A 21,907-nucleotide genomic window follows, 5' to 3' on the forward strand; every position below is an offset into this window, starting at 1 on the left:
GACAGGAAGTTGCGGACGCCTAATGCAATGGCGTCATGAATACGATCACAATGCATTATGACGTTGTCGTCGTGGGTGGCGGCCACGCTGGTTGCGAAGCCGCCGCTGCTTCCGCGCGCATCGGCGCCAAGACTGCCTTGGTCACCATGCGTGCCGATGCCATTGGGACCATGTCTTGCAATCCCGCGATCGGCGGCATCGGCAAGGGCCAGCTAGTCCGCGAAATCGACGCCATGGACGGTCTTATGGGTGTGGCTGCCGATGCCGCAGGAATCCAGTTCCGATTGCTCAACAGGCGCAAGGGTCCGGCTGTCCGCGGTCCTCGCACGCAAGCTGACCGTAAGCTGTATCGGCGTGCAATGCAGGGACTCATCGCCTCTCAATCAGGCCTCACAGTTATCGAGGGCGAAATTGCAGAACTGGTCACGGTAAAAGGAAACGTTCAGGGCGTCCGCCTGGCAGACGGAAGGGAAATTCGCTGTGCCGCGGCGGTGCTTACCACGGGTACGTTTCTTCGCGGACTTATCCATATCGGCGAAACTCGCTTTGCAGCCGGCCGGATGAATGAAAAGGCCGCGGAGAAACTATCAGACTCGATTCTGAAATCCGGCTTCGAATTGAAGCGCCTGAAAACCGGTACTCCTCCCCGTCTGGATACGGCAACAATAGATTGGTCGGGCTTGGACCGGCAGGTAGCCGATGAGAAGTCGGTGCCCTTCTCGTTGCTCACCAGTACCATTAAGAACCCGCAAATCGACTGCGGTATAACCCGAACGACGGCGGAAACTCACCGACTGATCCGCGAGAACCTGCATCGGTCAGCAATGTATTCCGGCTCGATAGAAGGAATTGGACCCCGCTACTGTCCGTCGATAGAAGACAAGGTCGTCAAGTTCGGTGACCGCGATGGCCACCAGATCTTTCTAGAGCCCGAGGGCTTGGATGATCCAATCGTCTATCCGAACGGCATATCGACTTCGTTACCGGAGGACGTTCAGCTCGCTATCTTGAAGACCATCCCGGGACTTGGGGACGCGAAGATGCTCCAACCCGGCTACGCCATCGAATACGATCACATCGATCCACGAGAGTTGAAGGCGACGCTCGAGACACGGAGACTGCATGGACTATTCCTTGCTGGCCAAATCAATGGAACGACCGGTTACGAAGAGGCAGCGGCCCAGGGACTGCTTGCGGGCCTCAACGCCGCGCGGGTTGCCGGTGGTTCTGAAGGAATAGCGCTAGGGCGTTCGGAAGCATATATCGGCGTGTTGGTCGATGATTTGACCGGTCGAGGTGTGACGGAACCCTATAGGATGTTCACGTCACGGGCGGAGTTCCGGCTTTCGTTGCGTTCGGACAACGCGGACACGCGGCTCACTCCGCGAGCGATGGAGCTAGGCGCTGCATCTGTCGGCAGGATCAAAGCCTTTGAAACGATGGCAGCGGAGCTGTCTACCGCAATTGACCTTGCGAAATCTCTTTCCTTGACCCCGAATGAAGGTCAAAGGTTCGGCCTTAACGTTAACATGGACGGGCGACGCCGGACTGCTTTTGAATTGCTGTCCTATCCCGGGAACGATTTGGCGGCATTGGTTAAAGTGTGGCCGGAGTTGGGAAGTCTGGCGGAGCGAGCGGCCGAGGGGCTTGAGATCGAGGCGAACTACGCAGTGTACCTCGATCGGCAGGCATCCGATATTGAGCAGCTAAAGAGGGATGGTAATAGATCCCTTCCACTTGATCTCGACTACTCCTCTCTGCCGGGTCTTTCCAACGAGCTGAAGCAGAAGATGACACGGCATCGGCCAGCGACTGTAGCAGCAGCGGAGCGGGTGGAGGGAATGACACCGGCCGCAATGGCGATCATCGTGGCGCGTGTCAGGGAGTGTGAACGGCTTGCAAGGAGCTCGGCGGCGTGAATGACAGGGCTTTAGACGAGCTTGTCAAGATTGCCGGGCCTGTTTCACGTGAAACATTTGTTGTTCTTCAGAATTTTCTAACCGAGTTCCATCGTTGGAACCGCGTGACGAACCTTGTCGCTCCCTCCACGCTGGAAGAGACATGGAATCGACATGTCTTGGATAGCGCTCAGCTCAGGCGCCTTTCGCCGCTCGCGCTCCGATGGGTTGATTTGGGGTCCGGGGGAGGGTTTCCCGGTCTGATTCTGGCAATCCTGCTTCGTGAGAGCCCTGGTGCTCATGTCCACCTGATAGAAAGCAATCGGAAAAAGGCGGCCTTTCTACAGGCTATGAGCGGCCTCTTTACATTGCCAACCACCGTGCATGCGCACCGAATTGAGGGTGTGCGCGGAAAGATAGAAATGCCCGACGCGGTAAGTTCGCGTGCCCTGGCCCCTCTCTCGCAGCTTCTGGGGCTCGGCGAGCCGTTCTTGTCAGGAGGCGCAACGGGCTATTTTCACAAAGGCCGTGAATATCGCCGCGAGGTTGAAGAAAGTTCTCACTCGTGGAGCTATGAACTGATAGAACATGCCAGCGTGGTTGAATCGCAAAGCGTGGTCCTGGAGATCAGGAGACTCGAGCGAATTCGTCCGCAATAAACGAAATAGCTATTTGCGGCACAATCGAATGTCCAGCACTCCCCGCATCATCACTATCGCCAACCAGAAGGGCGGCGTCGGCAAGACAACGACAGCGATTAATTTGGCGACGGCGCTCGCTGCTATCGGCGAACATGTGTTGTTGATCGACCTCGATCCCCAAGGGAATGCCAGCACGGGACTGGGCATCGACAAGCGCGACCGGTCATCTTCGTCCTATGACGTCATCACTGGAGCATTGAGCCTGGAAGAGGCGGCAATGGCGACGGCCGTGCCTGGCCTCTCCATCGTTCCGTCCACGCTCGATCTTCTGGGGGTGGAAATGGAGATTGCGGGAACAGCGGACCGCGTGTTGCGTTTGCGCAATGCGGTTCGGGCGTCCGCGGCTAGAGTAGGTCTCTATGACTATATCTTGATCGATTGCCCGCCTTCGCTCAACCTGTTGACGTTGAACTCGATGGCGGCTGCTGACTCTGTGCTCGTTCCTTTGCAATGCGAGTTCTTCGCCTTGGAGGGACTGAGTCAATTGCTGGAGACCGTTGAAGAGGTTCACCAGACGATCAATCCGGATCTGGCCATCCAGGGCATCGTGATGACCATGTATGATGGCCGCAACAATCTCGCCAATCAAGTGGTCGACGACGTTCGTGCGCATCTTGGCGACAAAGTCTACAATACGATCATTCCTCGCAATGTGCGCGTATCGGAGGCGCCATCCTACGGCAAGCCGGCAATCCTTTACGACCTCAAATGCTCCGGAAGTCAGGCCTACCTTCAGCTTGCGTCGGAGGTCATTCGCCAGGAACGCAAATTGCGAGCCGCGTGAGTTCAGACCATCAGCGATCCAGAAGCGTTATTTAGGCAAGATATTATGAACGAAGACGTTTCCAAGCGGCGATTGGGCCGTGGCCTTGCGGCTCTCATCGGCGAGATCGACAAGCCGCCGGTCGCACGGCAGGCGGTTGCGCCGAGCGACGGCAAGGTACCGATCGAATTCATCCAGCCCAATCCGCGCAATCCTCGCAGGGCGTTTGGCGATGCCGATCTGACTGACCTTGCGCAGTCGATCAAAGAACACGGTATTGTCCAGCCGGTCGTGGTGCGCCCCGCCGCCGATAATGCGAGCCGTTATGAGATCATCGCCGGCGAGCGTCGCTGGCGCGCGGCGCAACGTGCAGGTCTTGCAGAAATACCGGTGATCGTGCGTGACGTGAATGACCGCACCGCGCTGGAACTGGCGATCATCGAAAACGTCCAGCGGACGGACCTCAACCCCATCGAAGAGGCGATGGGCTATCAGCAGCTCATCGACGACCACAGCTATACGCAAGCCGACCTCGGCCAGGTGATCGGCAAAAGCCGTAGCCATGTTGCCAACACATTGAGGCTTCTGAAGCTTCCAGATGACATTCGCGCTTTGCTGATCGACGGTGCACTGTCGGCCGGCCACGCCCGCACCTTGGTCACGGCCCCCGATCCGGCGGCGCTGGCCAAGCGGATCGTCGAAGACGGGCTGTCGGTGCGCCAGGCAGAGGTGCTTGCACAGCAGCCGGTGGAGGCGCAGGTCGACACGCCTCCAAGGCCAGTTGCGGAGAAGGAGGCGGATACCATCGCCTTGGAAAAATTGCTTTCCGACGTGACAGGGTTGAAAGTGTTGATCAACCACAAGCAGAAGGGCGGCGAAGTACGTATCGCCTATCGCAGCCTGGAACAGCTAGACGAATTATGCCGCCGGCTAAAGAATTAGACGAAGCTGTCTAGCCATTTCGTTAGTCGGCATTCGAACTAGCGATTTGCGCCGCCGCGCGCCGCGTCGCGGGCGATGTCCATAAGCATTCGATGAGTCGCGGCAACCGCGAGTTCGGGACGCCGGCGGGTGAGCAAGACCGTTTCGTGCAGCCGTTCCAGGATGCGGGCAAGTGTCCGGCTGGGCCATCGCGCGAGCGCCTGTTCCACCAGCTTGCGGCGTGCGAAGAACACCGGCGGCCTTGCCGCGGCGACGGCCGACGCTGGATTGCCACCCTCTCTTTCCATGACCGCCCGCATCGCCTGGAGGGAGAGGAGCTGCCGCTGCAAAGCCGACAGCACGGCATAGGCCTGGCTGGTGCCGAGCGCCTGGCGTGAATAGGCGGTATCGAAAGCGGCGAGATTGCCTTCCAGTATGGCGTCCACCGCCTCGTCGACCGAAATGGACGAGACGTCGCCCGTCAGGGCGCGGACGTCGTCGACCAAGATGCGGTCCTGGCCCAGGGCGTAAAGCGCGAGCTTGGCGACCTCGGCGCGGGTCGCCATGCGGTCGCCGCCGAGATTGCGGCGCAGCAGGGCGCGTGCCTCCGGATCGATCGACAGGCCGGCGCCGCTCAACTCGTCATCGATCACCGTATCGACCGAGCGCGCATCGTCGCTGTAGCAGGGCAGGGCGATCGCCTGTCTGGCAGCCTCGACCGTCGAGCGCAGACCGACACCCTTCTTGAGGTCGCCGGCCTCGATCAGCACCGTGGTGTCCGGCGGCGGAGCGGCGCACAGCGCCTTGACGTCGTCGGCCAGCGCCTTCTGGCCGGCCGCGTTGCGCACCCATAGCAGGCGTTTGCCCGCGAACATCGGCAGCGTATTGGCCTCATCGACCAGCCGGCCTGAGTCCTTGTCGAGCTCGGAGGCATCGAGCCTGACCACGGAGAACGGGTCGTCGAGCGGCACGCCGGACTTCTCGGCAAAACGCCGCGCCCGTTCGCTGACCAAACCCCGGTCGGGCCCGTAGATCAGGACGATGGGCACCCCGGCTTGCGGCCGCGCCAACCAACCATCGACCTCATGTGCCTTGAGCTGTCCCATGCCCCGCGAGATATCACGATGCACGCGCATAGGTCATGCCAAATCATCCGTGACGACCTCAGGCTCAGCCGTTCAAAAATGTGCAGTCAGAGCTTCAACTGCATGTCGCGATGCGGAATGCCGGCATCGATATAGTCGTCGCCATAGGCCTCGAAGCCGAGTTTCCGGTAAAATTCGAATGCATGGGTTTGCGAACCCAGCCGAGCGTAAGGGGCCAGCCGATGATACCGTGCATGGTCGACGATGAAGTGGATCAGCGAAGCACCGGCGCCTCTTCCGCGAAAATCCCTGGACACGCAGACCCGCTGGATCTTGACGGCGCCGCCGACCACGTGGAACCGGGCGGCGCCCACCGGCTTTCCGTCCGATGTCGCGAGCACATGCGTGCAGATGCCATCCAGTCCGTCGACCTCGTCCTGTTCCGGGACACCTTGCTCGCCGATGAAGACCTCGCGGCGCAGTTTCGCACAGGCCGCCTTACCTGCCTCATCCGCGGCGATTCTTATCTCCACGATCTCGCTCCCAGATCATTTTAGCCGTTCCGAAGGTGTCGCCCTCTCCAGACAAACGATTCTATCTCAACCATCACGGTCTTCCAGCCTGATGTGGCAACAGCCGTCGCTATGTCCGGGCGTCCAGGTCGCATTGGAGAACCGCACCCCAGTCGCCTCGAACAGTCCAGGTCGAAAGCGCCAGCGATGCGGCCCGGACTGACCGCCAGGAAAGCCTCGCCGATCGACCGCGCGTCGTTCGGGCCGAACCCGGAGAAGGCCGCAGCCGCGACCTCGCGGCCGCGCCGCTCTACCACGGCAATCATGACGTCCTCGGCTTCCGCCGGCCCCAACCGGGATTCGGGTTCCTCGAAAAACAGCCTGCAGAGATCGGTGCGGTTGCGAAACGCGGCATCCAGTCCGCGGCTCAGAATCTCGGCGCGGGCCATGCTGTCGTTCATCGGTCGGTCTCCGTTCCGTCGCGCCGCGGCAGCTTCATCGCAGCCGCCACCAGCGCCTTTCCCATCTGTGACGCCGGCGTGGCGATGACCTGCCGCGCATCTCCCGTCTCGACGATCCGCCCCTGGTCCATGATGGCAACGCGGTGGGCGGCTTCCCTCACCAAAGCGAGATCGTGAGAAATGAACAGATAGGCGATATTCTTCTCCTGTTGCAGGCCGTGAAGCAGCGCCATGATTTCGGCACGCACCGAAACGTCGAGCGCCGACACGGCCTCGTCCAGCACGATCAGCTCCGGCGCGGTCGCCATTGCACGGGCGATTGCCACGCGCTGCCGTTGGCCGCCGGAAATCTCATGGATGCGGCGGCTACGCAAATTGTCGGGCAAGCCGACCCTTTCCAGCAGCGCGCCGACCGCCTGCGGGCGCTGGGCGCGGGCCACGATGCCATGGACGCGCAGCGGGTCCTCCAGCACGCGCTCCACCGTGGCGCGCGGATTGAAAGCGGCAAGCGGATCCTGGAACACCATTTGCCAGCGCCGCCGCAGCGCGCGCAGTTTTGACCCCCGCAGCGCCAAGAGGTCCTGGCCGGAAAAATGCAAGGTGCCGGCATCCGGCTCCAGCAGCCGCATCAGCACCCGCGCCAGCGTCGACTTGCCGCTGCCGGAAGGCCCGACCAGTGCCAGCGTTTCGCCCGCTGCAAGTTCGAGATCGACGCCGGCCAGTGCTGCTAAGCGGCCATCGTCGCGCCGAAAGGCTTTTCGCAGTTCGGTGGCGGAGAGCAGCGGGCCGGTCATCGATCGTGCCACGGATAGGACGGGGCAAAAAGTGCCGCCGTGATCCTCGACGCCTCGCCTGCGGCAGGACTTCGAGGCACCACCCCCTCGCCGCCTCGCTTCGCACGGCATCTCTCCCCCGGCCCGGGGGAGAGGAAATGCACTGCCGCAATGCCGACGCTTTTCCAGCTTGGGTTCCTCTCCCCCGGGTAGGGGGAGAGGTGGCCCGAAGGGCCGGTGAGGGGGTGATGCCGAAACGAGCCGGCGAAGCCGGATCGGGTCGGATAAGCTGTCTGCAGAATAACGGATGAAACCGGCAGCCAGCTAGAGGCACAGGAACATTTGGAGTTCATGCTCTGCCCTCCAGAACTCCTGCCGATCCATCCAGCGTCAAACACGCCGCAAGCAGTGCACGTGTATAGTCCGCCTTCGGCCGAGCCACAATTTCGGCGGTCTCGCCCGCCTCCACAACCGCGCCGTCCTTCAGCACGACAATCCGGTCGGCGACGGTAGCAGCCAGCGCAATGTCATGGCTGACAATGAGGAGAGCCATGCCGGTTTCGCGGACCAGCCGGTCGATCAGTCGGACGATCTCGGCTTGCACGATCGTATCCAGCGCGCTGGTCGGTTCGTCGGCGATCAGCAGCGCAGGACCGGCCGCGATCGCCGCGGCGATGCCGACACGTTGCCGCTGGCCACCGGAAAGCTGGTGCGGATAAGATTTCAAGAGCGCGCCAGGCAGCCGCACGCGTTCGAACAACTCAACTGCCAGCGCCACGGCCCGTCGCCGCGAAAGTCCCAGGTTCACCTCCGCCACTTCCGCGACCTGCGCGCCGACCGACATGACAGGATCGAGCGTACCGCCGGGATCCTGGAACACGAAGCCGACATCTTTTCCGTTGCGAGGCGGCTCGGCCAGTCCCGGCCATCGGATGATGCCTTCGCCAGTCGCCTCGCGCGGCAGCAGACCGGCAACTGCCAGCGCCAATGAACTCTTTCCCGAGCCGCTTTCGCCGATCACCGCGACGCGCTCGCCGGCGCCGAGTGACAGATCGATGCCGCGCAACGCCTCCACTTCCGAGACGCCGGAGCGATAGCGGACGCGCAGTCCTGAAATCCCCAGCAGCGGTTTCAGGATAGACTCCTGCGCGCGGCGGATGCCTCAACAATGCCTTCGCCGGTCAGGTAGACACCCAGCACCGACAGGACCAGCGCGATGCCGGGAATGATCGACAGGAAGGGCGCCGAGCGCAGCACCGTCCGCCCCTCGGCGATCATGCCCCCCCAGGTCACTCGGTTTGGGTCGCCAAGCCCGAGGAAGGAGAGCGACGCCTCAATCAGGACTGCGCCCGCGACGATGACAGAGCTTAGCGCCAGCACCGGCGGAAGCGCATTGGGCAGCACCTCGCGCAACGCGATCTCCACCGGATGCATGCCGACGACCCGTGCCCCCGCGACGAAATCGCGCTCGCGCAGCGACAGGATCTCGGCGCGTGCGATGCGCGCCGGTCCGGTCCATGCGCCAAGTGCGATAGCCGCCACGACGGTGGTCAGCGACGGTCCGACGACACTGACGAAAGCCAGTGCCAGCAGGAAGGCAGGGACGGTCTGGAACGCGTCCGTGATGCGCATCAGAACCTCGTCGGTCCAGCCGCCGGCAAAACCGGCCGCGGTGCCGACCATGCTGCCGATCACGATTGCAGCGGCCGCGGCGGCCAACCCGACTGCCAGCGATGTCCGCGCTCCGTGAAAGAGCCCTGCGAGGACATCGCGGCCAAGCCGGTCGGTTCCCAGGGGATGTGCCCAGTCCTGGAAGGGCTGGGTCAGCGGCGGTCCGGCAATGGAGAGCGGGTCCGCGGGAAACAGCGCCGGCGCCAGAAGCGCCATCGCAGCTAGCGCCGCCAGGATCACCATACCGGCGACGGCCTCCGGCGACCGGAAGAACCGCGCGGCATTCATGCTGCCGCCTCACTTGCGCCGACTCGCGGATCGAGGGCTGCGTAGAGGCAATCGACGACGAGGTTGATGAGGATCACCAGGACGGCGCTGACTAGGATGATGCCGAGCAGCAGCGGCGTGTCGCGCGCGCTCACCGCCTCCTGCGCCAGCCGGCCGAGGCCGGGCACGGAGAACAGGCTTTCAATGACGACGCTTCCTCCCAGCATCGCGGCGGATTGCAGGCCGAGCATGGTCACCAGCGGCAGCAGCGCGTTTCGCGCGACATGTCGGATGGCAATGCGCCGCCGCGGTACGCCGCGGGCCCGGGCGGCCAGCACGAAATCCATACGCCAGGCCTCGGCCATTCCAGCGCGCATGACCCTGAGATAAAGCGCCAGATAGATGAAACCGAGGCTGGCCACCGGCAGCACCAGATGCCGGGCGATGTCCAGCGCCCGCTCCAGACCCTGCTTGCCGGAAGCAATGGTCTCCATGCCGCTCACCGGCAGCCAACGCAGTTGAACAGCGAAGACAACCGTCAGCACCAGACCGAGCCAGAACCCCGGCACGGCATAAAGCGCGAGCGAGCCGATCGACAGCAGGCGGTCACGCAAATTGCCCGGCCGTGAGCCGGCAAAGAGTCCCAGCAGCGAGCCGAGCGAGAACGACAATGCGGTGGCGCTGCCCATCAGCAGCAGTGTGTTGGGCAGCCGCTCGAGCACCACGTCGAGCACCGGCCGGGAGAAGGATACGGACTGCCCGAGATCGAGGTGGACGAGCGACCAGAGGTAAAAACCCAACCGTGCCAGCGCTGACTGGTTGAGACCCCAGGATTGCCGCAGCTCTTCGATCATTTTCGCATCGCCGCCGATCGAAACCACATAGGCGTCGACGGCGTCGCCGGGTGCGGCCTCCAGAAGGAAAAACCCGCCGACGATGACGATCGCCAGCACGGGAACAGCGCCGACCAGCCGGCGGAGGATGAGCTTTCGGATGCGGGTCATGACCGCCGGCAAAATGCGAGGAGGGTTGCGCTCACCTCAGGAATTGAGCATTCGCAACGACTCCACGCAAGTCGTACGGGCGCCTCACGCCTCCACCCACGTATCCGCCCAATTCGACACCACCCAGCGCGGGTTGTTGGCGATGTTCTTCACGCTCGTCCGCGCCACCGAGATGAATCCCCATTCGGCGACGTTGATCAGCGGCAGGTCCTCCTCGACCTTTTTCTGGAACTCGCGGTATAGCTCGGTCCGTGCCGCAGGGTCGATCGTCTCGGCTGCCTTGGCGATCAGCGCGTCGATGCCGTCGTTCTTATAGCCGCCCTGGTTGGAGAACGGCACGCCGTCCGGAATGCCGCTCTGTACCAGGATCGTGGTCGAGATCGCCGGGTCGCCGCGGAACACAGGCGGCGCCACCGCCAGATCGAAGGCATGGTCGGTGTAGACCGCCTTCTGGTGGGCGGCGGCGTCGTTGTTGACAAGCTGCGCGTCGATGCCGACGGCGGCCAAAGCCTGACGCAGATAATCGCCGAACTGGCGCGTCTCATTGAAATAAGGAGCCGGCAAAAGTTTGAGCGAGAACCGGTTGCCGTCGGCGCCGCGCTTGTAGCCGGCCTCGTCGAGCAGGGCGTTGGCCTTGGCCACGTCGAATGAATATTGCGGGACATCACCCGTATAGAACTGCTTGTCGTTGACCGGCACCGGGCCGGTCGATGCCGTCGCGTAGCCGAGGAAAATCGTGTCGACCACGAATTTCTTGTCGATGGCATGGGCGATCGCCTGCCTCACCTTGAGGTCGGCCAGTTCCTTGCGGCGATGGTTGATCTCGACGACGAGCTGATAGGTAAGCCCCTCATAACCTCGTGAAACCACCGCGATGCCTGGAACTTTGGAGATGCGGGCGAGGTCGGCCAAAGGCACCGCCGAGAACGCGGCGAGATGGATTTCTTCCGCCTCCAGCGCACCGGCCGCCGCCGCGCGGTCGGGCAGCACGCGATAGACGATCTCGTCGAGATAGGGCAGGTCCTTTCCCCAATAGGAGGTGTTTTTCTCCAACCGGTAGTATTCGCCCGGTTTGTATTCTGCGAATTTGAACGGGCCGGTGCCGACCGGGGCATTGTTAGCCGGATTCTTATCTATCTCGCCGACTTCATAGAGATGCTTCGGCAGCACGCTGGTCAGCGGCGGCAGGGCGTTGCGGATAAGCTGGAACGGCGTCGGTTTCGAGAAGCGGAAGATGGCGGTGTGTTCGTCCGGCGTGTCGACGGCCTCCAGATCCTTGAACACCACGCGGCCGAGATTCTGCAGCGGTTTCCAAACCTGGAGCGCGGAGAAAGCCACGTCGGCGGAGGTGAAGGGTTTGCCGTCATGCCAGGTCACACCCTCGCGCAGCTTGAAGGTGACGGTCAGCCCGTCGGCGGACCCTTCCCAACTGGTCGCCAGTCGTGGCTCCAATCCGTCCTTGCCTTCAAAAGAAGCCTCGGCCAGCGGCTCAACCACCTTGCTCGATACGAAAAAAACGCCGTTCGAGGCGACCATGGCGGGGTTGAGGTTTCGCGGTTCGGAATCGGCGGCGACGATCAACCGGCCGCCTTTCGTCGGTGTCTGTGCCCAGAGGCTCGACGGCAGGGCGGTCGAGGCGAGCAGAGCCGCCGTACCAGAAAGCAGTGAACGTCTCGAAATCGGCAGAAGCGGCATTGTCGTGGGTCCCTGGCTCGGCGTCCTTGCCCAGCATCAATTAGGCAGATTAAGCCGGTCAGCCACAAGGGGCGAGGAAGGAAATGTTGCTGGCACAAGCTTGTCAGGAAATCGGCGTGCCGTGGAAGCACAAAACGGGGAAAAGACCGGTTCCGGCAAGCGCGTGAGAGCTCCGCGTCAGCGCATCTGACCTCCGATACCTTGCCCTTCCGCCTAAGCCTATGATCGGGAACGAAATTACGGACTTGCCGCGGCAAGGATCGGCCTGCCAGATGCGTCGCGCAGCGCCGGATCGCCCACGGCAACAAAGGCGGGATTGGCGAAATCCGCCTCGCCTGCCTGGCCTCGTTTCCCGTAAGTCATTGGAATCCCGTCGATCGTCGCCGTCATTCCGCCGGCGGCGCGCAAGATCGCGTCTCCCGCCGCGGTGTCCCATTCCATGGTGCGCCCGAAACGCGGATAGATGTCTGCCTCGCCGCACGCAATCAGGCAGAATTTGAGCGAGGAACCGCGCGAGACGAAGCCATCGACATCGAAGCGCTCCAGCCAAACCATTGTTTCGTCTGTACAATTCGAGCGGCTGCCGACCGCGGCGAGGCGTTTTGGCACCGGCCGCGCCTTGATCGGCCGCAATTCGTCGGCCAGCCCATGGGTCACATCGGCGCGCCAGGCGGTGCCTTTCGCAGCCACGAAAATCTGACCCAGAGCCGGGGCGTAGATCATGCCCAGAACCGGTTTATCCTTTTCGATCAAGGCGATATTGACCGTAAACTCGCCGTTGCGGTTGATGAATTCGCGCGTCCCGTCGAGCGGGTCGACGAGGAAAAACCGGTCCGAAATCTCTGGCACCCGGCCGGCGGAAACCTCCTCTTCGGCAATCACCGGTATATCGGCCGCTTCAGAGCTAAGCGCCTGAAGAATAACGGCTTCCGCCCTCTGGTCCGCCTCGGTCACCGGCGAGCCGTCGCCCTTGTGAATATGGCGAAATGTGCTGTCGGCATAAACCGCCATGATTTCGCGGCCGGCGGCAAGGCCGATCTCGATCAGGGTTTTTGGCGTCAGGGGCACTGGGCTTGCCGAATTTTGTATGAAATCTTTCGTCTTGGCCTAGCGCACCGGTTTGTCAAAATCCAGACCGATCAAGACATTAGCCCCGCAATTCACGCGCATGGCTGGGATGTATAGACAAGCTTCCCGATTTCATGCTCCGCTGGCTGGATCGGCAAATTTTCCTCCATCCGGGCATCGGCATGACCAATCTTTTCGACCTCAGCGGCCGCAAGGCGTTTGTGACCGGAGCCAGCAGGGGCATAGGCCAAACTATCGCAGTGGCTCTGGCCGATGCCGGCGCCGATGTCGCCATCTCCGCGCGGAAGCTGGATTCGCTCGTGGAAACAAAGGTTACGATCAAGGCACTCGGCCGCAGATGTGTCGTCCAGGCGCAAGACGTCAGCGACGTCAGCGCGTCGGCAGAAGCCATCAAGGAGGCCGCGAAAGCACTCGGCGGCCTCGACATCCTCGTCAACAATGCCGGTTACGAGGAGGTCCGTCCCTCGCTGGAAGTGGATGAAGCCCTGTGGGACCGCATCGTCGAGACCAATCTGAAAGGCGCCTTCTTTGCCGCCCAGGCCGCCTCCAAGATTATGGAATCAAATGGAAAAGGCGGTGCGATCGTCAATCTTTGTTCGCTGACTTCCTATGTCGGCATCCCCACCGCCGTGGCCTACGGCTCCTCGAAGACGGGGCTTTTGGGCATGACCCGGGCGCTGGCCACCGAATGGGCGCCGCTCGGAATCCGCGTCAACGCCATCGCGCCCGGCTATTTCCATACAGCTATGACGGATGTTTTTTATCAGGATGCCGGCTGGCAGCAGGCCATGCTCGACAAAATTCCGCAAAAGCGCTTCGGGACCATGCAAGATATTGGCGGAACAGTGGTTTTCTTGGCGAGCGAAGCGTCGGCCTATGTGACCGGACACTGCATCCCGATCGACGGCGGCTATCTCGCGTCCATCTGAAACCGGCGAAATTTAATCCGGCTTTCGAAGCGAAAACTCTTGTCTACCGAACGGATTCCCGCTTGTATAAGGTTGTATATACGAGTTAACGGCCGCGCCACGCGCTGTTTGGAGGGTAAGCATGCAGCAGGCGATGCGGGCGGCGGCGGCAAAAGATGCCGCGAAGGCCCCGCCGTTCGCAGTCGCGGCGCGGAACGTCGGCATGGATTTCGATGGGATCCATGCGGTGAAAAATGCGTCCTTCGACCTGCCGAAGGGCAAGTTTTTGACGATTCTCGGCCCGTCCGGCTCGGGCAAGACGACGCTGCTCCGAATGATCGCCGGGTTCCAGACGCCCACCTCCGGCGAAATCTTTATCAATGGCGATGCCGTCAGTGCCGTGCCGCCGCACAGGCGCTCGATCGGGATGGTGTTCCAGCGGCTGGCGTTGTTCCCGCACATGACCGCCGCCGAGAACGTCGCCTTTCCCTTGAAAATGCGAAGGCGCGACGCCCGTACGATTCCTCAAAAAGTCGAACGTTATCTGGAACTTGTGAAACTCGGCGGCTATGGCGGCCGGCGAATCCACGAGCTTTCCGGTGGCCAGCAGCAGCGCGTGGCGATCGCCCGCGCGCTGGTGTTCGAGCCGGATCTTTTGCTGCTCGACGAGCCACTTGCCGCGCTCGACCGCAAGCTGCGCGAGGAAATGCAATTGGAGTTCCGCCGCATCCAGCGGGAACTCGGAGTGACGACAATCAACGTCACCCACGACCAGCGTGAGGCCCTCGTCGTCTCGGACGAGATCATCGTCATGGACAAGGGCGAGATCCAGCAGATCGCCCGACCCGCAACGACCTATCGGCAGCCGCACAACGCCTTTGTCGCCAATTTCATTGGTGTGACCAATTTCCTTACGGGCACCGTGCGGAAGGTCGAGGGTGGCCTTGTGTCGCTGGTTCATGACGACGTCGAAATCCAGGGAGCGGCCAGCGACCAGCGGTCGCCGCCTAAGATTGGCGGAACCGCGTCGGGTGCGATCCGCGCCGAACAGATCAGGATCGCGGGCGAAGCCAGCCGACTGACGGAGCTGAACAAGATTCTCGATGGCGTGGTGTCGGACGCGATCTTCGAAGGGGAGCGAGTCGTCTACGAGGTGACGGTCCCTCAACTAGGCGGCTTGCTGTTCAGGGTCTTCGACCATGATCCCGAAGGCCATTCCCAGCATGAAATCGGTTCGAAGGTGTTCCTCGGCTGGAATGCCCGGGACGTGCTCGTATTTTCATAGAGTCAACCAGAGGAGAACGACAATGAAAGAGCAGAAATTGTCCATGCCTTTTGTCAATCGCCGTACCTTGCTGCAGGGGGCGGCTGCGCTCGGGGGCGCATCGGCGCTCGGTCTGCGCGGAGCCTTCGCGCAGGAGCCGCCTAAACCCGCCGAGATCATCGTGCGCGCCTGGGGCGGAAGCTGGGTCGACAGTTTAAAGGCGGGCGTGTCGGACCCCTTTACAAAGGCGACCGGTATCGCCGTCCGCCACGATCTCACCGAGGACAACGAGATCCAGCCGAAAGTGTGGGCCGCTGTGGCGCAGAAGCGCGTGCCGCCGATCCATATCAATTGGGACACGACCACCAACGCCACCAAATCGGCGTTGCGGGGCGTGACGGAGGACCTGTCCGATCTTTCCAACCTGAAGGACGTCACCGATCTCGCCAAGCCGGTCGGGCTGGACGGCTATCCGATCGTCAATACCTATGGCTATGTCTACGTGCTTGCCTACCGGCCGGCAGCGTTCCCGGACGGTGCGCCGAAATCGTGGAAGGATTTGCTCGACCCGAAGCTGACGGGGAGGGTCGCTTTCTACAATGACGGCATCGGTTTCCATTTTCCGGCGCAGGTAGCCGGGGGCGGCAAGCTGGAGGACATTCCAGCCAACATGCAGCCGGCCTGGGATTTCATCACCAAGATGAAGGCGCAGAAGCCGCTGCTCGGCGAGGACCCGGACTTCACGACCTGGTTCCAGAACGGCGAGATCGATGCCGCCTGCACAATCTCCACCAACGCTCGCGAAGCCAAGAAGAACGGCATCGACATCAAATGGGTGGTCCCGGAAGAGGGCTGCAAGTTCGACACGGATGGACTGTGGATCCCGAAGGGCCTGCCCGAGAACGAACTCTACTGGGCCAAGCAGTACATCAATTTCGCGCTGACCAAGGACGCGCAGCAGGTCTGGCTCGACGGCCTCGGCCTGCCGGGCGTCGTGCCCGGCCTGACGCCGCCCGCCGATCTCGTCGGCGACCCGTCCTACCCGACCAAGGAAGAGGATTTCAAACACCTCATCCGCATCTCGTCCAAGGTGCAGGTCGAGAACGAGAGTGACTGGTTCGGAAAATTCAAGGCGATCATGCAGGGGTGAGAAACGTCCGGCCGGAGGCCGGCGAAAAGCCAACGATTTGGCTTTTCGAGTTTCGAACGCCCGGAGCCATAGCGGAGGGCAGGGGCGCGGAGAAAGACGAGTGGAAGATTGAACAGGGGGATGGGTCATTCAAGAGGTACTCCATCCTGAAGCGACCCCACCCCCGCCTTGTCGGCTTCGCTTCGCTCCGAGCGTCGCGCCTCGCCCTCCGCTTTCGCTCCGGGCGTTCGTCGTTCGAAAAGCCAAATCGTTGGCTTTTCGTCCGCTTCGCGGACCACTCCTCACCCCCGCAAGGGGGAGGGTGAGACGGCGCTCATTTGAGTTAGGAATTTGATGGCGACATCACGCACGGCCTATCCCCTCTCCTGGCGCATCATGGATGCGCTGGAAGGTTTTGCGGCGGCCGTATGGCCACGCTCGATGGCGCGCGCCACGCCATACCTGATGCTGGCGCCGGCGCTGCTGTTGGTCGGCCTGCTGGTGCTCGGTCTGCTGCAGATGGCCGATGCCAGCCTGCGCACGCTCGACACCAACACCTTCCTGCTTTCGGACAATTATTCGCTGGCTAATTATCATCGCGCCGTCACCGAACCGCTGTTCGCCGTCGTCGCCTGGCGCAGTTTTCTGGCGGCCGTCATCGTCACCGCCCTCACGCTGATCTTCGCCTTCCCCTATGCCTATCTGATGGTGCGGACGAGCTCGTCCGCGCTGCGAAAGATCCTGCTTATCGCACTGTTCCTGCCCTTCTTCATCGGCCAGGTGGTACGCGCCTATGGCTGGCTGATCATCCTGGGCAACCAGGGCATGGTGAACGAGGCACTCGGCCTGGTCGGCATCCCGCCGATGCGGCTGATCTACAATTATCCGGCGGTGCTGTTCGGCCTTATCCAATACATGCTGCCCTTCGCGGTGCTGATGCTGGCGCCGGCGTTGACGGCGATCCCGGAAGAACTGGAAGCGGCCGCCGGCTCGCTTGGCGCCAACTGGGCGCGCAGCTTCCGTCATGTCGTGCTGCCGCTCTGCCGGCCGGGTTTCATCGGCGCAGGGGTGGTGGTGATGACGTTGTCGCTGACGGATTTCGCCGTGCCGGCCATTCTTGGCGGCGGCTCGCAGGATTTCATCGCCAATGCGATCTACGACCAGTTCTTCCGTACTTCCGACCAGGGGCTGGGCGCGACACTGGCGCTGATGCTCGTGGCGCTGGGGTCGATCGTTGTCGGCCTGGTCTTCGCGCTGTTCGGCGCGGGCACGCTTGCCGTATCGAGGAAGCGCCGATGACCGAGCCGCTGTCCAAGAGACTGGTGCTGTGGGCCTTCGTCATCGTGGCGATCGTGACGCTGTCTGCGCCCACCATCGTGGTGCTGGGCGCCTCCTTCACCGCCGGCAACATCATCACCTTCCCACCTGACGGTTTTTCGCTGAAATGGTACGCGGCGATCTCGCAGGCGAGCGACCTGCGGAATGCCTTTGTGCGCACTTTGTGGGTTGCGGCCGTCTGCACCGTCGTTGCCATTCCAGTCGGCACACTGGCCGGCATCGCGCTCGCCAAGTATGGCGTGCGTTTCGAGCGGACGATCCAGACCTACCTGCTTCTGCCCTTCACCATTCCACTTATCGGCTCGGGCATCGGCCTGATGCTCATTTTTGGCAATGCCGGCATTCTGGGCCAGCTCTGGCCGGTGGGTATAGCCTGCTGTGTCATCAACCTGCCCTTCATGATCTGGGCGGTGACGGCGAGTGCGGCCGGCCTTGATCCGGACCTCGAACTCGCCGCGGCCAATTGCGGCGCCCCGCCACTGCAGGTTTTCTTTTTCGTCACGCTGCCGGCGGTGATGCCGGGCGTCATCACCGGGTCGCTGCTGATGTTCATCCTGGCGCTGAACGAGTTCCTGGTCAGCCTGCTCTTGACCGATGCGCGCATCGTGACCCTGCCGGTGCAGATCTACAATTCGATCCGTTCCATCATCACGCCCGACCTCGCCGCCATTTCGGTGGTGTTCATCGCCTGCTCAGGCCTCGCCATCGTGTTGCTCGATAGGCTGGTCGGGCTCGAAATTTTCCTCAAGTCGAAGTGACCACAGGCCGGCCAAGGCCGGAAGGAACTGCCATGCAAATAAACGTCTCCTTTCACGAACTCGCCAAGCTTGGTCCGGATCAGCGCGAGGCGCTGATGAAGCGTTCGGAGACCGACCTTTCCGGTTTCATCGAGAAGGTGCGGCCGATCATCGAGGCGGTGCGCACGGAGGGCGATGCGGCGCTGCTGCGTTTTTCCCGCGATTTCGACAAGGCCGACGTCAAGCCCGGCGCGCTGAAGGTGACGGAGGCCGAGTTCGACCATGCCTTCACGCTGGTCGATGGCGAGGTTCAGGATGCGATCCGCTTCGGCATCGACAACATCCGGCATTTCCATGAGGAACAGAAACCCGAGGCAATGTGGCTGAAGGAGATTCGGCCCGGCGCCTATGCCGGCGACCGTTTTTCGCCGATCCGCTCCGTCGCGCTCTATGTGCCGCGCGGCAAGGGCGCCTTTCCGTCGGTGACGATGATGACGGCGGTTCCGGCCGTGGTGGCCGGTGTGCCGGACCTCGCCATCGTCACGCCGCCGGCTCCGGACGGTTCCGTGGATGCCGCGACGCTGGTCGCGGCGCGCATCGCCGGGGTCCAGACAGTCTATAAGGTGGGAGGCGCACAGGCGGTGGCGGCGGTTGCCTACGGAACGGAAACGGTGAAGAAGGCGCTCAAGATCGTCGGCCCCGGCAGCCCGTGGGTGGTGGCCGCCAAGCGGCTGCTGGCCGGAACCATCGATCCCGGCCTGCCCGCCGGACCTTCCGAGGCGATCATTTTCGCGGACGACAGTGTGCATGGCGGGCTGGCGGCGCTGGACCTCTTGATCGAGGCGGAGCACGGGCCGGATTCGTCCGCCTATCTCGTCACCCACAGCCGCCGCATCGCCGAGGAGGCTATTGCCGCGTTGCCGGAACACTGGGCGCGCATGACCGAACAGCGCGTCGCCTTCTCCACCGCGGTGCTGACCGGGGCCTATGGCGGCATCGTGCTGACGCCGTCGGTCGAGGAGAGCTATCGCTTCGTCAACGACTATGCGCCGGAGCATCTGGAGATCCTGTCCACCGATCCCTTCACCCATCTCGGCCATATCACCGAGGCGGCCGAAATCCTGATGGGACCGCACACGCCGGTGTCGATCGGCAATTTCGGGCTTGGGCCGAACGCCGTGCTGCCGACCAGCCGCTGGGCGCGCACCTGCGGGCCGCTGTCGGTGACCGATTTCGTCAAGCGTTCGTCGATCGGTTACGTCACGGCCGCCGCCTATCCGCAATTCGCGAAGGCCGCGCGCACACTAGCACGTTACGAGGGATTTTCGTCGCATGAACATGCGGTGTCGGCCGTGCGCGAAAAATATCTGGCGAAGGCATGAGCCGATGAAGGCGGCACGGCTCTATGCGGCTGGCGACTTGCGTGTCGAGGAGATATCCCTCCCCGGCGAATTGGAGCCCGGTTGGGTGCGCCTCAAGGTAGCCGCCGCCGGCATCTGCGGCTCCGATCTGCATAATTTCCGCACCGGTCAATGGATTTCGCGCAGCCCGAGCACGGCCGGCCACGAATTCGCCGGCGTGATCACGGCCGTCGGCGAGGGTGTGGCGGGGTTTTCGCCGGGCGATCCTGCCGTCGCGGATTCGCGCTTTTGGTGCGGCGCCTGCCCGAACTGCCGGGCAGGGCGGAAAAACGTCTGCGAGACGCTGGGTTTCGTCGGCGAGGTCTGCGACGGTGGATTCGCCGAGGAAGTGGCTTTGCCGGCGCGGCTGCTCGTCAGCCATGATCCGGCGCTCGATCCGCGCATTGCGGCGATGGCCGAGCCGGTAGCGGTGGCGTTGCATGCAATTCGCCGGCTAAATATACCGAGAGGCGAGCCGATTCTGATCGTGGGCTGCGGTCCTATCGGTGGCTTCGCTGCGCTCCTTTTGTCGCGGCTGCATGATGGCTTGGTGCTCGTCGCGGACCGCAATGAGGCCCGTGTGAAGCTCGTGGCCGAGGTGACCGGCGCGCATCCGGTCACTCTCGACAAGGGGTCGGTCGCGGCTCTTCTCGGCGACAGCCGTCCGCTCCGCCATGCGCTCGACGCGACCGGCAGCGTGCCGGCGATCAGGGCGCTGATCGACCTGCTTGCGGGCGGCGGCACGCTCGGGCTGGTCGGCATCGCGCATCAGCGTCTCGATCTCGATCCCAACCTGCTGGTCGAGCGTGAGATTTCGCTGGTTGGCTGCCATGTCTATGCCGACGAACTCGCCGAGGTTGTCGGCCTGCTGCCTTCGCTGCAGCCGCAGCTTCTGCGGCTGATCGATGAGGAGATCGGCATCGACGATATACCCGCCGCCTATCGTCGGCTGCTTTCTGGCCAAAGCGCTGGGCTGAAGACGCTTATCCGCATGACCGGGTTGTCGCGATGACCGATCGCGACGCCTCTGCCTCGCAGGGACCATCGACTGGCCTGCCCGATACGGCGAGCCCGCTCTACGAAAAGGTCAAGGATTTTGTGCTGGCCAACATCGGCAGCGGCAAATGGTCGAAGGACCAACGGCTGCCCTCCGAGAACGAGCTGGTGAGCGCGCTCGGTGTGTCGCGCATGACCGTGCACCGGGCGCTGCGGGAGCTGACCTCCGAGGGCCATCTGCTGCGCATCCAGGGTGTCGGCACGTTCGTGGCGCCGCCGAAACCGCAATCGACGCTGATCGAGATCGCCAATATCGCCAGCGAGATCCGCGCGCGCGGCAGCCGCCATCGCGCCGAAGTGGTGCTGGTTGAACAAATCGCGGAACCGGAGCCGGTTCTGGTGGCGGCGTTCGAATTCACCAGCCGGCAGCCGATCGGGCATTCGATCATCACGCATTTCGAGAACGACGTGCCCGTGCAGCTCGAGGAGCGCTTCGTCAATTCGAACCTCGTGCCCGATTATCACCGGCAGGATTTTTCGCACATGACCACCTACGATTATTTGCAGCAAGCGACGCCGCTGACCGAGGTGGAGCAGGTGATTTCCGCCGTTCCCGCCGATGCCTATGTTTCTCGGCACCTTGCGATTCGGCAGGGCGATCCGTGCCTGCTCCTCCATCGCCGCACCTGGTCCGGGCCGGTCATCGCCACGGTCAATAGTTTCACCTATGCCGGAAGCTATTCGCTCGGCAGCCGCTACGCTCCGACTTTGTCCAACTGAGGCTGGCGAGGAGACGCGACGGCAAAGGCTCTCAATTCGGTGACACCCGGCGCTATTCGACGCTGGTTTCAATCTTTTCCATATCGTCGTCGGAGAGGCCGAAATGGTGCCCGATCTCGTGGATCAGCACGTGGTTGACGATCGAGCCGAGCGTCTCCTCGTTCTCCGCCCAGTAGTCGAGGATGGCGCGGCGATAGAGGGTGACGCGGTTCGGTCCCTCACCGGTCGCCGGGTTCCAACGCTCGGCGATGCCGCGGCCCTCGAACAGGCCGAGCAGATCGAAGGGAGTCTCGAGCGACAGGTCGTCCATGATCTCTTCGGTGGGGAACTCGGCGATCTGGATCACCACCTCGCCCGTCAGCGTCCGGAAATGCTCGGGGAGATGGGCGTAGGCCTCCAGGGCCATGAGTTCGAATTCCTCGATCGAGGGGGAGAGCTGGTCGTGCCAGGCGCGGGTCTGGTAGATGCGGGCCATTCCTAGTCCTTTTTCGGGCATATAGCCTTTTGCCCCGCGT

General features: G+C 62.6%; 22 protein-coding genes. 12 read left to right on the forward strand and 10 right to left on the reverse strand.

What is annotated here, in order from left to right; genetic code table 11:
• The first annotated feature begins 44 nt into the window (after positions 1 to 44).
• From mnmG to ABMA59_RS09250, 4 genes are read left to right on the forward strand one after another with little or no spacing between them, the layout of a single operon-like run.
• Positions 45 to 1,919, forward strand: coding sequence for a tRNA uridine-5-carboxymethylaminomethyl(34) synthesis enzyme MnmG (gene mnmG, locus ABMA59_RS09235; protein WP_349005221.1), 1,875 nt, complete (start codon positions 45 to 47; stop codon positions 1,917 to 1,919).
• Positions 1,916 to 2,557, forward strand: a complete 642-nt coding sequence (gene rsmG / locus ABMA59_RS09240) for a 16S rRNA (guanine(527)-N(7))-methyltransferase RsmG (RefSeq protein ID WP_349005045.1) — start codon at positions 1,916 to 1,918, stop codon at positions 2,555 to 2,557. Before mnmG ends, rsmG begins: the two co-directional genes overlap by 4 nt.
• A 28-nt stretch (positions 2,558 to 2,585) precedes the next feature.
• The gene (locus tag ABMA59_RS09245; RefSeq protein ID WP_349005046.1) at positions 2,586 to 3,383 is read left to right on the forward strand and encodes a ParA family protein; all 798 of its coding nucleotides are present in this window, start codon (positions 2,586 to 2,588) and stop codon (positions 3,381 to 3,383) included.
• Positions 3,384 to 3,428: 45 nt separating this feature from the next.
• Positions 3,429 to 4,304 (forward strand): ParB/RepB/Spo0J family partition protein, encoded by an 876-nt coding sequence (locus ABMA59_RS09250; RefSeq protein WP_349005047.1) that lies wholly within the window; start codon positions 3,429 to 3,431, stop codon positions 4,302 to 4,304.
• Positions 4,305 to 4,342: 38 nt separating this feature from the next.
• Here ABMA59_RS09250 and holA read toward each other — a convergent pair whose 3' ends face one another.
• The 9 genes from holA to cysQ form a co-directional block, all read right to left on the reverse strand.
• The gene (holA, locus tag ABMA59_RS09255; RefSeq protein WP_349005222.1) at positions 4,343 to 5,389 is read right to left on the reverse strand and encodes a DNA polymerase III subunit delta; all 1,047 of its coding nucleotides are present in this window, start codon (positions 5,387 to 5,389) and stop codon (positions 4,343 to 4,345) included.
• Positions 5,390 to 5,475: 86 nt separating this feature from the next.
• On the reverse strand, positions 5,476 to 5,901 hold the full coding sequence (locus ABMA59_RS09260; protein ID WP_349005048.1) for a GNAT family N-acetyltransferase: 426 nt from the start codon (positions 5,899 to 5,901) through the stop codon (positions 5,476 to 5,478).
• Between the two features lie 20 nt (positions 5,902 to 5,921).
• The gene (locus ABMA59_RS09265) at positions 5,922 to 6,329 is read right to left on the reverse strand and encodes a hypothetical protein (protein ID WP_349005049.1); all 408 of its coding nucleotides are present in this window, start codon (positions 6,327 to 6,329) and stop codon (positions 5,922 to 5,924) included.
• 8 nt (positions 6,330 to 6,337) lie between these two features.
• Positions 6,338 to 7,135 carry an ATP-binding cassette domain-containing protein gene (locus tag ABMA59_RS09270; RefSeq protein ID WP_349005050.1) on the reverse strand — a complete coding sequence of 266 codons (798 nt, stop codon included), beginning with the start codon at positions 7,133 to 7,135 and terminating at the stop codon, positions 6,338 to 6,340.
• Positions 7,136 to 7,463: 328 nt separating this feature from the next.
• A complete protein-coding gene (locus tag ABMA59_RS09275; RefSeq protein ID WP_425475885.1) occupies positions 7,464 to 8,249 on the reverse strand; it encodes an ATP-binding cassette domain-containing protein in 786 nt (261 codons plus the stop codon).
• Positions 8,246 to 9,073: an ABC transporter permease gene (locus ABMA59_RS09280; protein WP_349005052.1), complete on the reverse strand. Its 828-nt coding sequence runs from the start codon at positions 9,071 to 9,073 to the stop codon at positions 8,246 to 8,248. The genes ABMA59_RS09275 and ABMA59_RS09280 overlap by 4 nt, the downstream gene beginning before the upstream one ends.
• Positions 9,070 to 10,056: an ABC transporter permease gene (locus ABMA59_RS09285; protein ID WP_349005053.1), complete on the reverse strand. Its 987-nt coding sequence runs from the start codon at positions 10,054 to 10,056 to the stop codon at positions 9,070 to 9,072. The genes ABMA59_RS09280 and ABMA59_RS09285 overlap by 4 nt, the downstream gene beginning before the upstream one ends.
• Positions 10,057 to 10,140: 84 nt before the next feature.
• Entirely contained in the window at positions 10,141 to 11,751 is a 1,611-nt protein-coding gene (locus ABMA59_RS09290) for an ABC transporter substrate-binding protein (RefSeq protein WP_349005054.1), read from the reverse strand.
• Between the two features lie 237 nt (positions 11,752 to 11,988).
• Positions 11,989 to 12,819 (reverse strand): 3'(2'),5'-bisphosphate nucleotidase CysQ, encoded by an 831-nt coding sequence (cysQ, locus tag ABMA59_RS09295; RefSeq protein ID WP_349005055.1) that lies wholly within the window; start codon positions 12,817 to 12,819, stop codon positions 11,989 to 11,991.
• 182 nt (positions 12,820 to 13,001) lie between these two features.
• On the opposite strand from cysQ, the gene ABMA59_RS09300 reads away from it, so the two are divergent.
• From ABMA59_RS09300 to hutC, 8 genes are all read left to right on the forward strand, one after another.
• Positions 13,002 to 13,769 (forward strand): SDR family NAD(P)-dependent oxidoreductase, encoded by a 768-nt coding sequence (locus ABMA59_RS09300; protein ID WP_349005056.1) that lies wholly within the window; start codon positions 13,002 to 13,004, stop codon positions 13,767 to 13,769.
• Between the two features lie 133 nt (positions 13,770 to 13,902).
• The gene (locus ABMA59_RS09305) at positions 13,903 to 15,033 is read left to right on the forward strand and encodes an ABC transporter ATP-binding protein (RefSeq protein ID WP_425475886.1); all 1,131 of its coding nucleotides are present in this window, start codon (positions 13,903 to 13,905) and stop codon (positions 15,031 to 15,033) included.
• Positions 15,034 to 15,055: 22 nt separating this feature from the next.
• A complete protein-coding gene (locus ABMA59_RS09310) occupies positions 15,056 to 16,162 on the forward strand; it encodes an ABC transporter substrate-binding protein (protein WP_349005058.1) in 1,107 nt (368 codons plus the stop codon).
• A gap of 333 nt (positions 16,163 to 16,495) precedes the next feature.
• Positions 16,496 to 17,440 (forward strand): ABC transporter permease, encoded by a 945-nt coding sequence (locus ABMA59_RS09315; protein WP_349005059.1) that lies wholly within the window; start codon positions 16,496 to 16,498, stop codon positions 17,438 to 17,440.
• Positions 17,437 to 18,237 carry an ABC transporter permease gene (locus tag ABMA59_RS09320; RefSeq protein ID WP_349005060.1) on the forward strand — a complete coding sequence of 267 codons (801 nt, stop codon included), beginning with the start codon at positions 17,437 to 17,439 and terminating at the stop codon, positions 18,235 to 18,237. The genes ABMA59_RS09315 and ABMA59_RS09320 overlap by 4 nt, the downstream gene beginning before the upstream one ends.
• A 32-nt stretch (positions 18,238 to 18,269) precedes the next feature.
• Complete coding sequence (hisD, locus tag ABMA59_RS09325; RefSeq protein ID WP_349005061.1) at positions 18,270 to 19,598, forward strand: histidinol dehydrogenase; 1,329 nt, start codon at positions 18,270 to 18,272, stop codon at positions 19,596 to 19,598.
• Positions 19,599 to 19,602: 4 nt separating this feature from the next.
• On the forward strand, positions 19,603 to 20,628 hold the full coding sequence (locus tag ABMA59_RS09330) for a zinc-dependent alcohol dehydrogenase (protein ID WP_349005062.1): 1,026 nt from the start codon (positions 19,603 to 19,605) through the stop codon (positions 20,626 to 20,628).
• Complete coding sequence (gene hutC / locus ABMA59_RS09335) at positions 20,625 to 21,392, forward strand: histidine utilization transcriptional repressor HutC (protein ID WP_349005063.1); 768 nt, start codon at positions 20,625 to 20,627, stop codon at positions 21,390 to 21,392. Before ABMA59_RS09330 ends, hutC begins: the two co-directional genes overlap by 4 nt.
• A 52-nt stretch (positions 21,393 to 21,444) precedes the next feature.
• Here the strand turns inward: hutC and ABMA59_RS09340 are convergent, their stop codons facing one another.
• Complete coding sequence (locus tag ABMA59_RS09340) at positions 21,445 to 21,867, reverse strand: metallopeptidase family protein (RefSeq protein ID WP_349005064.1); 423 nt, start codon at positions 21,865 to 21,867, stop codon at positions 21,445 to 21,447.
• Positions 21,868 to 21,907 lie beyond the last annotated feature (40 nt).

Source organism: Mesorhizobium yinganensis, assembly GCF_040081985.1.
GTDB lineage: Bacteria > Pseudomonadota > Alphaproteobacteria > Rhizobiales > Rhizobiaceae > Kumtagia > Kumtagia yinganensis.

Coding starts and splice junctions, on each gene's coding strand:
- ABMA59_RS09245 (WP_349005046.1), top strand. CDS start 2,586: ATGTCCAGCACTCCCCGCATCATCACTATCGCCAACCAGAAGGGCGGC.
- ABMA59_RS09250 (WP_349005047.1), top strand. CDS start 3,429: ATGAACGAAGACGTTTCCAAGCGGCGATTGGGCCGTGGCCTTGCGGCT.
- holA (WP_349005222.1), bottom strand. CDS start 5,389: ATGGGACAGCTCAAGGCACATGAGGTCGATGGTTGGTTGGCGCGGCCG.
- ABMA59_RS09265 (WP_349005049.1), bottom strand. CDS start 6,329: ATGGCCCGCGCCGAGATTCTGAGCCGCGGACTGGATGCCGCGTTTCGC.
- ABMA59_RS09270 (WP_349005050.1), bottom strand. CDS start 7,135: ATGACCGGCCCGCTGCTCTCCGCCACCGAACTGCGAAAAGCCTTTCGG.
- ABMA59_RS09280 (WP_349005052.1), bottom strand. CDS start 9,073: ATGAATGCCGCGCGGTTCTTCCGGTCGCCGGAGGCCGTCGCCGGTATG.
- ABMA59_RS09285 (WP_349005053.1), bottom strand. CDS start 10,056: ATGACCCGCATCCGAAAGCTCATCCTCCGCCGGCTGGTCGGCGCTGTT.
- ABMA59_RS09290 (WP_349005054.1), bottom strand. CDS start 11,751: ATGCCGCTTCTGCCGATTTCGAGACGTTCACTGCTTTCTGGTACGGCG.
- ABMA59_RS09300 (WP_349005056.1), top strand. CDS start 13,002: ATGACCAATCTTTTCGACCTCAGCGGCCGCAAGGCGTTTGTGACCGGA.
- ABMA59_RS09305 (WP_425475886.1), top strand. CDS start 13,903: ATGCGGGCGGCGGCGGCAAAAGATGCCGCGAAGGCCCCGCCGTTCGCA.
- ABMA59_RS09310 (WP_349005058.1), top strand. CDS start 15,056: ATGAAAGAGCAGAAATTGTCCATGCCTTTTGTCAATCGCCGTACCTTG.
- ABMA59_RS09315 (WP_349005059.1), top strand. CDS start 16,496: ATGGCGACATCACGCACGGCCTATCCCCTCTCCTGGCGCATCATGGAT.
- ABMA59_RS09320 (WP_349005060.1), top strand. CDS start 17,437: ATGACCGAGCCGCTGTCCAAGAGACTGGTGCTGTGGGCCTTCGTCATC.
- hisD (WP_349005061.1), top strand. CDS start 18,270: ATGCAAATAAACGTCTCCTTTCACGAACTCGCCAAGCTTGGTCCGGAT.
- ABMA59_RS09330 (WP_349005062.1), top strand. CDS start 19,603: ATGAAGGCGGCACGGCTCTATGCGGCTGGCGACTTGCGTGTCGAGGAG.
- hutC (WP_349005063.1), top strand. CDS start 20,625: ATGACCGATCGCGACGCCTCTGCCTCGCAGGGACCATCGACTGGCCTG.
- ABMA59_RS09340 (WP_349005064.1), bottom strand. CDS start 21,867: ATGGCCCGCATCTACCAGACCCGCGCCTGGCACGACCAGCTCTCCCCC.